The organism is Bacteroides caecigallinarum (assembly GCF_016901995.1).
Taxonomy (GTDB): Bacteria; Bacteroidota; Bacteroidia; order Bacteroidales; family Bacteroidaceae; genus Phocaeicola; species Phocaeicola cellulolyticus.
This window is the reverse complement of sequence record NZ_JACJLE010000013.1, coordinates 21,636-34,973: the sequence shown is the minus strand read 5'-3', so window position 1 is coordinate 34,973 and position 13,338 is coordinate 21,636. Positions and strand designations below refer to the sequence as shown.

The 13,338-nt window shown below is 37.6% G+C and carries 11 protein-coding genes; 7 read left to right on the top strand and 4 right to left on the bottom strand.

From position 1 onward, the window contains the following. Positions 1 to 68: 68 nt before the first annotated feature. A complete protein-coding gene (locus tag H6A61_RS04895; RefSeq protein ID WP_204391573.1) occupies positions 69 to 818 on the bottom strand; it encodes a polyprenol monophosphomannose synthase in 750 nt (249 codons plus the stop codon). 260 nt (positions 819 to 1,078) lie between these two features. On the opposite strand from H6A61_RS04895, the gene H6A61_RS04890 reads away from it, so the two are divergent. From H6A61_RS04890 to H6A61_RS04875, 4 genes are all read left to right on the top strand, one after another. After that, on the top strand, positions 1,079 to 1,441 hold the full coding sequence (locus H6A61_RS04890; protein ID WP_204391571.1) for a hypothetical protein: 363 nt from the start codon (positions 1,079 to 1,081) through the stop codon (positions 1,439 to 1,441). A gap of 107 nt (positions 1,442 to 1,548) precedes the next feature. Further along, positions 1,549 to 2,313 (top strand): peroxide stress protein YaaA, encoded by a 765-nt coding sequence (gene yaaA, locus H6A61_RS04885; protein WP_204391569.1) that lies wholly within the window; start codon positions 1,549 to 1,551, stop codon positions 2,311 to 2,313. Between the two features lie 231 nt (positions 2,314 to 2,544). Beyond that, positions 2,545 to 3,636, top strand: coding sequence for an AccI family restriction endonuclease (locus H6A61_RS04880; RefSeq protein ID WP_204391567.1), 1,092 nt, complete (start codon positions 2,545 to 2,547; stop codon positions 3,634 to 3,636). 2 nt (positions 3,637 to 3,638) lie between these two features. Continuing rightward, a complete protein-coding gene (locus H6A61_RS04875) occupies positions 3,639 to 5,735 on the top strand; it encodes an Eco57I restriction-modification methylase domain-containing protein (protein WP_204391557.1) in 2,097 nt (698 codons plus the stop codon). A gap of 1,501 nt (positions 5,736 to 7,236) precedes the next feature. On the opposite strand, the gene H6A61_RS04870 is transcribed toward H6A61_RS04875, so the two are convergent. Both H6A61_RS04870 and H6A61_RS04865 read right to left on the bottom strand, forming a co-directional pair. Beyond that, on the bottom strand, positions 7,237 to 7,548 hold the full coding sequence (locus H6A61_RS04870) for a DUF2188 domain-containing protein (protein ID WP_021970564.1): 312 nt from the start codon (positions 7,546 to 7,548) through the stop codon (positions 7,237 to 7,239). Between the two features lie 13 nt (positions 7,549 to 7,561). Continuing rightward, positions 7,562 to 7,840: a hypothetical protein gene (locus H6A61_RS04865; protein WP_204391548.1), complete on the bottom strand. Its 279-nt coding sequence runs from the start codon at positions 7,838 to 7,840 to the stop codon at positions 7,562 to 7,564. A gap of 368 nt (positions 7,841 to 8,208) precedes the next feature. Between H6A61_RS04865 and H6A61_RS04860 the strand changes: the two genes are divergently transcribed. Genes H6A61_RS04860 through H6A61_RS04850 form a run of 3 tightly spaced genes read left to right on the top strand, consistent with a single transcriptional unit; the run spans position 8,209 to position 12,107 of the window. Continuing rightward, positions 8,209 to 9,507, top strand: coding sequence for an AAA family ATPase (locus H6A61_RS04860; RefSeq protein ID WP_154045028.1), 1,299 nt, complete (start codon positions 8,209 to 8,211; stop codon positions 9,505 to 9,507). An 18-nt stretch (positions 9,508 to 9,525) separates the two neighbouring features. Next, a complete protein-coding gene (locus H6A61_RS04855; RefSeq protein WP_154045027.1) occupies positions 9,526 to 11,826 on the top strand; it encodes a hypothetical protein in 2,301 nt (766 codons plus the stop codon). Between the two features lie 5 nt (positions 11,827 to 11,831). Further along, positions 11,832 to 12,107 (top strand): hypothetical protein, encoded by a 276-nt coding sequence (locus tag H6A61_RS04850; RefSeq protein ID WP_204391546.1) that lies wholly within the window; start codon positions 11,832 to 11,834, stop codon positions 12,105 to 12,107. A 289-nt stretch (positions 12,108 to 12,396) separates the two neighbouring features. On the opposite strand, the gene H6A61_RS04845 is transcribed toward H6A61_RS04850, so the two are convergent. Further along, complete coding sequence (locus H6A61_RS04845) at positions 12,397 to 13,335, bottom strand: hypothetical protein (RefSeq protein ID WP_154045025.1); 939 nt, start codon at positions 13,333 to 13,335, stop codon at positions 12,397 to 12,399. Positions 13,336 to 13,338 lie beyond the last annotated feature (3 nt).

The window sequence follows — 13,338 nt, the reverse complement described above, 5'->3', positions numbered from 1 at the left end:
TTATATATTAAGAATTGACTAATTGATTAGATTTCTAATTCTAAAAACTAATAACCAATGTCTGAAAACTAACAACATTTTCTTTTAGGATATTTTTTGAACCAACTATCCCATTTCAGTTTCATTACTCCGAACACAGCCTCACCGAATATGCTGCTGTTCATCTTAGAAGTTCCGAGTTCACGGTTGATGAATATAACCGGCACTTCTATAATCTTGAATCCGCACTTGTAGGCAGTGAATTTCATTTCAATCTGGAAAGCATATCCCTTGAAGCGGATTTTATCCAGATCGATGGTCTCAAGTACTTCACGTCTATAGCACTTGAATCCGGCAGTAGTGTCGTGTACAGGTATTCCGGTGATAAATCTCACATATTTGGATGCGAAGTACGACATCAAAACTCTGCCCATAGGCCAGTTAACCACGTTCACTCCGCTGATGTATCTTGAACCGATAGCCACATCTCCGCCGTCTTCATGGCAAGCCTTGTAGAGTCTTGGCAAGTCGTTAGGGTTATGGCTGAAGTCGGCATCCATTTCGAAAATATAGTCATACTTCTTTTCTATAGCCCATTTGAATCCTGTGATATATGCAGTTCCTAGTCCCAGTTTACCTTTTCTTTCAATCATGAAAAGCCTTTCCGGAAATTCTTTCTGCAGCCTTCTCACTATGTCTGCTGTTCCGTCCGGCGAGTTATCTTCTATAATAAGGATGTGGAAAAACTTTTCCAGTCCGAACACGGCACGGATTATATTCTCAATGTTTTCCTTCTCGTTGTAAGTAGGAATTATGATGATGCTGTCACTGTTTTGCATAAAAAAAATGTATATTTAGACTTAAGAACAAAGGTATGAAAAAAAATAGAATGAATATAGAAGGTCAGGTGTGTTTTTATATCATAAGTAATACACTATTCGTTATTAATTGTTAATTATTAATCGTCGTTTTCCATTTATTATGCGTTAACTTTATTTTCTCGAAAAATCTTATCATTTTTATCATCGTATGCTATTTATGAATATTGCTAAGAATTTTTATATAAATATAAACTCCTAAATTATAAATAAAAAGGATTATGAATAAATTAAATGTATTTCTAGCAGCTATTACTTTTTCATTAGGTTTCTCTTCATGTGAAACATCTAAAACTCCTATAGAACATCTGTCATCACTGGTTGAACAGGTAGAAGACAAATATGATGAATTTACAGAAGATGACTGGGAAAAAATATTATCCGAGTATGAAAAAATAGAAGAAGATCTTTCAAAATATGAATATACCGATGATGAGCTGAAAGAAATAGGAAAACTCAAGGGCAGGATTTATGCCAAAATGACCAAGAACGCCTTGAAAGATTTTTCAAAACAGATTGAGGATTTGGGTAAACAGATTGAAGGCGGTGTGGAAGGTTTCTTTGAGGAACTTAATGAAGATTGATGTACCGGTATGACAGAAATTCAGCAGCCGTTCAGTGGGTGTTCTCTGGGCTGCTGAAGTCTTGATTGTTCTAAAAAGATAATATTGATTAAACACTATTTCTGATTATGTTGGTTTATATATCTTGCGCTAAGACAATGACAGCGCAAAGTAAGCAAAAAGTACCGTTAACTACAGAACCGGTATTTCATAATGAGGCTGTGCAGAACGCTATGTACATGTCGCAATTTAATAAAGAGGAATTAGGACGAATGCTGAAAGTAAACTCCAAACTTGCTGCCGAGAATTACTTCAGATATCATAATTTCTTTTCGGAAGATAATAATGGTCTTTCTGCCATTTTGTCGTACACCGGGATGGTGTTCAAACGTCTTGCCGTAAAGGATTTCTCAAATGATGATTTGAAATATGCACAGGAACATCTGTTAATCACTTCCTTTCTTTATGGGTTACTCCGTCCGCTTGATGTTATAAAAAATTATCGTCTGGAAGGAGATGTGAGACTTCCGGAAAGGGGTAACGTGACAATGTTTGATTATTGGAAACCTGTTTTGACTGATTTCTTTATTGATGAAATTAAGAAAAAGGGAGGAATTCTTATAAATCTCGCTAGTAGCGAGATGAAGGATCTTTTCGACTGGAAACGTGTGTGCAGTGAAGTCAGAGTAATAACTCCTGATTTTCATGTTTACAAAAATGGTAAGCTTTCTACAGTGGTTGTCTATGCTAAGATGTGTCGCGGCGAAATGACGCGTTATATCTTGAAAAACAGGATAGAAGACCCTGAACATCTTAAACTTTTCGAATGGGAAGGATTTTGTTATAATGAGCATGAAAGTACCGGTGATAATCCGGTGTTTACTATGGGATAGTCATTTCTTATATGTAAACTCAAATGCATGGCAGTGCAGTTTTTATAGATATCAGATTATTAATATGGAAAACTAATATATAAAGTAGTTTCCATTTAGATTAATTATTTATCACTATTTTTGTATCTGGAAATATATATCAAATGGGAAAAAGGCTAATGTTTCGGATAAAGGTTGTATTATTTACGAAATTGTTAGGATGACTGGAGTATAAAAAGAAATTATGTGATTATGGTAACATATAAAGATATAATTAATCAAATATGTAATAAAATTCATATAGGTTTAATCGACTTTTCAGAACCAAGGAATGAAGCTTCTATGCCAACGCAGGCTTCATCGGAATTTATTACCAACAAACAACAAGGAGACTGGGCGGAAGATGTATTATTCAGGGCTATAAATGAAAATTCAAGCAATATTGTGGCTGTGAGATACGGAAAGTCTGATGACCTTGTAGCAGGAGATGCCGGATTTGAAAAGTTTTTCAATGACTATCAGACAGAGCTTGACACAATTGGCAAACGTCCTGACATACTTCTGTTTAATAAAGATGATTTTGACGAAACTCTTGGGTATGATATAAGTTCTAAAGCAAGTTCAGAGATTTCTGAATATGTGTCTAAAGCAATTGCAGGTATAGAAGTACGTTCAAGTGCATTTCTCATTAATAAATATACGGAGGAAGCAAATCGAATAATTCGGGAGAACACAGATAAGGTAATTCAACTGAAGAATGTCATAATAAGTGAATATCGGGATTTGCTCGAGCAAAAGCGTCCGGAACTTATTCTGATATTACAGCAACTTAACGAGATTTCTATACGAACACTTGATTTTCGTTGTTCAAGTTGGCGTTCCTCGCAACGTCTCCAAGAACTGTCGGCAATGCTCTCAGAAATAAAGAAGTGTTTGAAGAATATTCAGAAAAGAAATTCACTGTCTATTACTCCTAAAGTGGAAGATTTAAAGGTAGTCCATAAGTGGATTATGACATATGATGTTCCTCATTTCTATGTTCAGGTTTTCTTTGATAAAATTTATGGAATTTCATTTCAAAACATACTTGAACTTATATCTAATCCGGACCTGGAAGATGACAAGTATTTTATTGAGCAAGATACAAAGAACCAGAATAAGACTACAATAAAAATTCCATCACAAGATGGAATTTGCCTGGCACAGTCTGTGACTGAACCAGATCATTATAGCGTTAGAAAAGAATTAAATAAAGGAAGATTGTTGTTCTATGTAAAATTTGATGGAGGTGAAGCTTGTCTTGATGCTGCTAATTTCCAATCTCTTTTCGGAATATCACTATAAAAATGACTATTGAACAGAATTATATTGCAAATACTACACTTGAACATCGTAAAAAGTATGCTCAGTTTTTTACTCCTGAGAATATTGCCGAGTTTATGTGCAATTGGGTACTTGAAGGAAAAATCAAGACAAGAGTACTTGAACCGGCATATGGACTAGGCGTATTTTCTCGTGTACTATCTAGAAAAGTTTCTTTACCTGTAGATGCATATGAAATTGACAATAAATTATTTGAATATGCTAAAAGAGTTACGCCAAAAGAGGTGAATTTACGGAATGAGGATTATTTTAAAAGTGAATGGGACGCAATATATGATGTAATAATTTGTAATCCACCATATTTAAAGTTTCATGACTATGATAATGCCTCTTATATACTGGATGTAAACAAGCATTTGGGGACAAAACTCAATGGGTTCACAAATCTATATACATTGTTTCTCCTAAAATCAATAGCACAATTAAAAGAGAATGGACGTTTGGCATATATTGTACCATCAGAATTTCTCAATTCAGACTATGGGGTAGAGGTAAAACGGGCATTGATAAAGAGTAATTCATTACAGCATATCATTGTTGTTGATTTTACAGAGTGTGCTTTTGATGATGCTCTTACAACCGCTTGTATTTTGCTTTGCGAAAAGAAAACAGATTCGGGTAAAGTCCGTTTTTCAACAGTAACGAAGATAGAAGAGCTAAATAACAGTCTTTCTTCGTACTTGGAGTACGATGCAGACTATCTTCAGGCTGATAAAAAATGGAAAGCATACTATGAAGAATGTAATGGGGACAAATATCAAAATCTTGTCCCATTTTCTAATTTCGCCAAGGTCTCTAGAGGTATTGCAACCGGTGCAAATGAGTACTTTACATTTAAGCCTTCAAAATCAGATGACTATAATATACCCAAAAACAGTTTGATGCCTTGTATATGTAAATCAGTCGATGCTCCACATATATTTTTTACAAAGGATGATTTTGAAAATTTAGTAAATAATGATAAGACGGTTTATATTTTTAACGGTTGTTCAAATCCAAAAAACAACAATGTAGTAAGGTACATAAGTTTAGGTGAAAGTCTGGGTATTAATAGACGTTATTTGACTGCAAGTAGATCGCCATGGTATTCTATAGAGAATAGACCTCCTTCACCTATTTGGGTCTCTGTTTTTAACAGGAGTGGATTGCGCTTTATTCGCAACGAGGCAGGTGTATATAATCTAACTACTTTCCATTGTGTCTATCCAAAGGAAAATACTGTTGATCATGATATTCTGTTCTCATATTTAATTACAGACGTTGCCAAAGAAATTTTTCTAGACAACTCTCGCCAATACGGCAATGGACTTGTAAAATTTGAGCCCAATGACTTAAATAAGGGAAAAGTTGTAGATTTATCATTACTTTCTGATGATGAACGTAACTACATCAAAGATGTTTATGCATTTATCCACAATACAATGGATGAGATATTGGGGGTAGGATTACTCAATAATTTCTTTAAGTTGAAATATACTAATGGGTATTATAGTATTGATAAACTGGCAGAGGAATTTAATGCTCTTAAAAATGGAAATCCCAAAATTAAAGTCAAAAAAGTTATAAAAGAGTCTAAGCCAAGAGTTAAGCAACTTAATTTATTGAATTTGTTTGAACAATATGCAGATAGTAATATTGTAGAGAATTTGGAGCTTCGTGAGAAAACTGTTGTTTATGACAATAAACGACCTATAAAGATAGAACTTGATCTGTCGAAGAATGTTCTCATTTCACTTGTAAAGGCAAATAATATGGAGCATTATATAGATTGTTCTGCCAATATTTATTATACTGGAAAACGATTTCCTTCAACAATAGCCCTGAATAAACTCTATTATTTCGTGCCATACATAAAGAAAAAGGGTATTAGAGATTTATATCTGATAAAAATAGTTCGTCTTGGTTGTTTTAAGGAAGGTCAAGCAGATGAGGATAAGAATGATATTCGACTTGTATTTGAAATTGAGTATATCAAACAAATCTTTGATGATTATAAGCATTTAGACTTGAAAATCTGGAGAACTTTCACTGATACAACACTCGGCCAAATTCTGCAATGAAATGAATGTGATATGAAGACCATATCAATAAGTAAAGTATTATAAGTAAATGATGGCTTATATTAAAATAAAAGGTATATTAAAACAGGTTTAAGTTGAAAACGGCAATAAATATCAATAAGAATTTATGTAACTTAATAATGTAAAAGGCGTACAATCCATTGGACTGCACGCCTTTTGTATAATATAGTTTTAAATTTACTTGACTTCCTCTAAAACAACTTTAGCTGATTATCAGAATGTTACAAATATCATGGTACAAATATGGTAATTTTATACCGTAAATATCCATATATACAAAATTGAGGAATATAGAACTGTAAATAATTGATTTTTAGGTGTTAAGTGGAGTATAAAGATTGTATTCTTTGTACTGATAATACAGGTTATAACGATCCTGCTGCTATCAGTTATCTCCATTGAGATATTTGATGTGTTGTGCATAAACCAGCTTGCCATCCCATTGATAATAGGAATTATTCTCACTACATTAGTGTCAAATTGAATGCTCATAGATGGATAAAAATAAACGACCCAGTTTTGAGCATCGTTGAGAGGCTTGGGGGACTGATGTCGCAAAAGTACAACACCGTCAAACTGTTGTGGATGTTTCTGCAGCAAGGCTTATCGTCATCAAATTACGCAGGGGCTGGCTAATACTCGCAACAATCTTATTTGGCAAATAATGGATTTACCATCATACGGAAAAATAATATTTTACTCTTATACATTACCGATCGGGCAAGTCTTTGTAGTAAAAAATAACTCCATGTGCGGCCCTATATATTAATCAGTTTAATTTAGTATCTATAAATAAAGGAAATAAACCAAACTAAACTGTTTTTAAGTTGCTCGAAAAGTGAAAACAAGATCTTGTCTCATTTATTAGACATGCAGATATGCAAGCATATTATTAATGTATAAATGAAGAGATACAACATCGTTCTTATGGCTTTTTTGTTCTTATGTTTTTTTGCTAAAGGAAATATCAGGCAGTCCAAACTAATTTCCTATATAACGAAGGAAGATTGTTGATGATACTTTCATAGAACAAGATAAAATTCTTGCTTTTATACGTTCACGATGTCGTTACTGTTCAAAACTCATGAACTGATATTAATTATGAATGATACATTGTATTGTAAAAATACTCAATCCACTGCGTAAAATGTAGAGATACACAATAACTAAATGAACATTAAATAATTACATACAAAAATCAATAAGTTAAAAAGACTTATAAGATGCATATATGAAGCAATTAAGCAAGAGAATGAGTAATATTGATTAGAAACTATAGTACTGGAAATTGAGAAGAAATGGATACAGTCTATTCATAACTAGAGTTTGATTATGAACCAATTTGAGAACAGAATCCAGATATAAAAACAAACTTGCAGCTGAATCCTGTTTCAATTTACACAAAATTCCGGACAGTGCCTATCTAGAATAAAAATAGCAGGCCTTTGAAACGGCCTGCTACCTCCATGAAAAGCGATGCTTAATGCCTGGAGTCCTTGGGAGGACATGGGTCATTTCCATAGCTGTTGGGATTTTGAATCTTACCATCTGCTCCATGAGGAATAAGTTCTAGTCCTTCCCTCTTTGCCAGATCGCGACTCCACTCCATTGCTTCTTTTTTCGTATCAAAATGCTTTGAAGCCCTGTCTGCGTTAGGTCTTTTCGCATCCCAACCTCCTCTGTTTGGATTAGAAACAATGTGTATCTCTTTCCTCATAACAGTAAGGTTTAAATTGTGAAAAACAATGCGGTGGCCTTCCGATTCCGCTACGGAGCACTTGAGGCGTTGCATACCATGCAACGGTTTACAATCCGTTTGGTACTCTAACCAGTTCGGTGTCAACCCAGAAGTTGTCTGTGCGATTGTTGCAGCCTTTGCACAGAGGGGTGATGTAGATTTCATTACCCCCGAAAACCTTCTGGACGTGCCCGCCAACGAGTGTGCTTGTGGAATGGCAATCGGTAGCACCACAACGGATAGCCTTTTTACCCGTATGTTTTTCCCAATACTCCAACCACGATGATTCACCCGTTGAGGGGCTTGACCATCTGGAAGTACCACTTGCGTTTTTGACGTATGTCATAGAGCAATTATGGTTTATATCCTGTAATCTGAACAGTACAGCAGAGCTTTACACCTTGGAGTGGTTTCGATGCTCAGGAACGAGTCCACATCCTGATTATAAGCAACAAGAATGCCAAATCTTAAAATTTGAGTAAAAACCTCATAAATTACAACAATTTTATCGAAAATAAGTAGATAAATCGTTGATATTACGCCAAATCCGCATAATTATGTCATACTGTCAGCCAAAACTGCTACTGTCAGGTTGGTGTGTTATTTTCTGACAATTTGTCTTCTTTTTGAAGAAAATGCAAATTTTTTTGTGCGTACAAACTAAAATGCATATATTTACAAGCCGAATTTGAGTAAAAACCACAAAATGAAGTTATGATAACAAACTTTATCGTAGAGAATTACCGTTCGATAGACGGAGAAATCAGATTGTCGTTCATGGCTGATACAGGCATTAAGGACATGGACAACAGGGGATATACCACTGTTGCAAACACTCGCGTTCTTAACGCCAAGGCTTTCTATGGAGCCAACTCTTGCGGTAAATCAAATGTGTTCAAGGCTGTTGGAATGATGAGGGGTATCATTATTCATTCAGTGAGGCTGAACGATAACGAAACGTTACCGTATGATGCTTTTCTCCTTTCGGATAAGGAGGCGAGACCAACACGGTTTGAAATGTCATTTGTGGATGGCACCGACAAGTTTACATACGGTTTCAGCTACACTGCGAAACGGATAGAAGAAGAATGGCTGGTAGCAAAATTCCCCAAGCGATCACTTAAGACACTATTAAGACGCACCCAAAATACAATTGAGATTGATGAGCAGAACTACTCGGAAGGTTTGTCAATAAAAGAAGGCACCATTCCACTGAACAATAACAGGTTGTTCATTTCGTTAGCCGCACAATTGGGAGGCGAGATATCGAAACGAGTGATAGAATGGTTCAGAACAAAGCCTAGCGTGATTTCCGGTTTGCGAGATAATGACTTTTCGCGCTATACTAAGGAGATACTTCATACCAGGACTGATTATAAAGATGAAATTTTGGACTTTATCAGCAGTATGGATGTGGGGTTCCGTGAAGTGACCACCGAACAAGAGTATATTGACGAAAAGATGCTGCCCAAAGGTCTGCCCGCAGAAATTGTGGCATCCCTAAAAGAGCATCCACCCATTGTTGCCTATGCCAAGCATAGCAAAATAAACGCAGATGGTGAGGTTGTTGGGATGGTTGATTTTGACATAGAAGAAAGGGAGTCGGATGGTACGAGGAAACTGTTTAATCTTGCCGGGCCTATTGTTGACACCTTACGGCAAGGGAAATCGCTGTTTGTGGATGAACTGGATGCACAGTTGCACCCGCTGTTGTCGCGACGTATTGTAAAACTCTTTAACTATGCAGAAACGAACCCTCACGGAGCCCAGCTGATTTTTACGACTCATGATACTAACATGCTGTCAAAGAAATTGCTGAGACGGGATCAGGTGGTCTTCGTAGAAAAGACGGCAAAAACGAGCTATTCTACAAAACTTACACCGATGATGAGTATAACGCTGGACAACGGGGCAAAGCCTAGGACAGATAGCAACTACGAGAAGAATTATTTGGAAGGCAAGTATGGTGCAATTCCATACTTTGAGGATGAATTTAAAGGTTGTAACGAATAGAGAAAGGAGGCGAATACCATGCAGCCAGTGTATATTGACTTACATATCCACACCTATCCCAATGCGAACGACCGTTCGACGGACTATGATGTTGTGACGCTGGTGAAGAAGATTGAGGAGTACAACAATGATGAACCATTCCTAATAAGCTTTACCGACCACAACACCATTAACAAGAAAGCATACCTAGCAGCCAAGGCTATCGGAGTTAACCTACTGTTGGGTGCAGAACTGCACATCAAGAACCACGATGACGTAGAGGCGTTCCACTGCCATATTTATTTCAACATGGATGTGACAGAGGAAAACATTAAAGCGCTGAACGAGATCTTGGACAAACTGTATACAAACAAACTGCCATGCAAAACCGACCAGTCAATACCCGACATACAGAAGGTAATTAATGCCTTCGATCCATTTGAGTTTATGCTACTGCCACACGCGGGTCAGAAGCACGGACAGTTCAACTACTCACTGCATGAGGGGGAACAGGTAGATAACGCCATCAGCCGCAGTATCTACTACAACCAGTTTGACGGCTTTACTGCGCGTGAGGACAAGGGACTGGAAACCACACGAGAGTATTTTGCCAAATTGGGCATAGCGGAGTTTGTGAACCTGCTGACCTGCTCAGACAACTATATTCCTAGCCGCTACCCGGAACCGAAATCGAGCGAGGCTTCGCCTTTCGTGCCTACGTGGATGATGGCTGAACCGACATACGACGGCGTGAGGTTGTCACTCTCGGAGAGTTCGAGACTGTTCTACCAAAAGGAGAAGCCGCAGATACAATGTGACCACATAGGTAAGGTGAAGTTGTCAAACGAGCTAATAGACATTGACGTAGAACTGACAGAAGGACTTAATGTGGTGATAGGTGGCTCGTCCTCGGGCAAAACGCTGTTTGTGGACTCGGTGAACAAATTCTTTGAACAGGATTTGCATCATTCGGAATATGCTAAGTTCAAGGTGGAGAACATAGACGTAAAGAACCCGTCGGAAATTCACCCCTACTACATTCATCAGAACTTTATAGCAGATTTGGTGAACAGGAATGATGAGGCCTCGATAGACGAGATTCCCATCCTGAAGAAAGCATTTCCGAGCGATGACAACGTGAAGCGACAAATCAGCAAAACGCTGGCAGATCTGAAACGCATAGTGGATGAGATGCTACTTTGCGTGGAAAACATTGAGAAGATAGAGCGTTGGCTGAAGGATATTCCACATCCCGGCAAACTGATTACGAAGGGTAAAGTGGAGGGAAACATTTTCCAGCCGCTGATGCCAAAGAATGATGAAGAGGAGAAATGCGCCTATCCGGAGGAAGAGTACAATGCCAACGTTGAAAATATGGTGGATCTGGAAAAGTTTGTAAACGAAAATCCGTTTACAAACAATATCAGCAAGGAGGTAGAGGTTATACTGAAGGAGCTCGCTAAAGCTAGAAGGGGTGCTGTGCTATTTGAAAATGTGGCCGCACTGATAGCGACGCGTAAGGATGAGAAGGACGAAGAACTGCAAACAAGGCAGGGTCAGAACCAGAGCAACTTACAAAACCGCAGGAAACTGATACAGCACCTTCGTGACTACGTGAAATACAGCCGCAGTTTTGCTGAACAGAAAGTGAAACTGACCGAGATGAACAGGTCGTTTACCACTAAGGAAGTGAAGGCTACTGGGCACACACTGTACATAGAAAACACGTTCAAATTTAACGAAGGAGTGTTGATGGAGGTGCTGAACAAGTATCTGAACCACCACTTCAGGAATATGGACGATGTGGTGCCGAAGAATATGTACCAGACAAAATTCAAACAGCGTCCGAAGGTGAGCTCATATAGGGAATTAGGTGACTTTATCTATGAATACCTTCGGAAAAACGACCATACATCGTATAAAATCGTGTCTTCGGATGGCAGGAATTTTTACGAGATGAGTCCTGGCTGGAAGTCGGCTATCCTGCTGGACTTGATACTTGGCTATGATGGCGGCAATTCACCTATCATCATTGATCAGCCGGAAGACAACCTGGCTGTGAAGTATATCAACGAGGCGCTGGTGCAGACCATCAAAAAGGTGAAGTACAGGAAGCAAGTGATACTGGTGAGCCACAACGCCACCATTCCGATGATGGCTGATGCTCAGACTATTGTGCTATGCAAGAACGACGGAAAGAAAATTACAATCCGTTCAGCATCGCTGGAAGGTCAGATTGGAAAAGAGAAGGTGCTGGACCTGATAGCAGATCAGACCGACGGTGGCAAGGCATCGATCAAGAAAAGAGTAAAGAAGTATAACCTGAAAAAATTCAATTAAGCGATATGAAACTGGTATTCAAGAAGAACGAAAATGGCGATGTGTCGGTGACCATGTTCAAGGGCACCGCAGAGGCGCAATTCTCGTATATCGAGATGATCAAGGCACTCTTGGCTGGTGAAGCACTTGACCGTGATTATGATGAAAGCATCTCTAAGGAAGAACAGACGCAAATAAACAACGTGTTGAAAGAGATAGAACATACAGCAATAGAAACCATGGCAGAGAACACGGATATTGAACCTGACAAAACGGAGAGCGATGAGAACTTACCGTTTTGAAGCAACATACCAAGGATGATTATAATAATGAAATACAAAATTTATAAATTGTTCTTGTGACCAAAGGAAACGTCCAATACACATAACATTTAAAGTTTTTACTTGTAAGTGATCATGATAGATTATAATCTACGCACTGTCATACTTTTTATTGTTTTTAATGTTAAAAACATTAAATTTTAATCCTTTCAATAATCCTTGAATTTTCCCTTATCACTTTTCTATCGTTTAGTTGAAAAGTATTGATAGCCAAATATATACAAATTTTATTCTTATTATCTAAAAAGAATTATACATTAGTTTGCAACCATAATTTAAACAGCGGGTCTGTAATGGTATATATACCTCCCCGTTGGGTTTGAGATGTTCTATCTATAATTTTCCGGTCAGCCATCAGTTTGAGATATGGGGATATCTTCCCGTTATCTTGACCTGTCATCTGACGGATCTCCTGCAGACTGACTCCATTTTCAGGCCTTGCAATAGCCGATAAAATTCTTTGAATCTGCACTACATAGCTATCATACTTTGCCTGATAATAGAAAGAGAAATAGTCTAAAAGAAGCATTATATCCATTTCGGGACTTGCAGAATCTTCAATAATCTTTGCGGCAATCTGCACAGAACGGGGTGTCTTAGGCAAGTAAGACATCAGGTTTTCCAAACGTGTCATATCCGCCTCATACCCTACGAATATACTATAATCAGTGACGACAAGAGGCCGTATATAAGAGATCTTAAATCCTTCGAAGAAAGCAGACTCATAACAGGTGAATGCTGGCAGCACCTTGTCGGCTGTCGCTATCAGAATAGGTGCACCGGCTTTATTGAGCTTTCCCCTCAAATTATACTGCTCAGTATTATCAATCCTCTCGAAATAGTACTGGACATTGTCAATCAACAAGACAGTCCTGCAAGAATCATCCTGCTGTGAACAAAACTTCCATATATCATCAGTTGAGAAAAGGCTTTTTCCATCTATAAAAACCGGCTTAAGCCATTTGGTACTGTTCTCTATACTGAAATACATCCTTTTGAGTAATGAGGTCTTTCCACTCCCTTTTTCACCAATAATCAAATTGGGCTGTGCGATCTTATCCCTGTCCTCCTTTAACAAATAGCTGAAGATGGACGTAAAAATATCATTGTTTATGACAACAGTCTCTTCCTTTATCCCATTGCCAATAGATAAAGGAGGCTGATGCAATATGCTGGTACTTGTATTCATCTA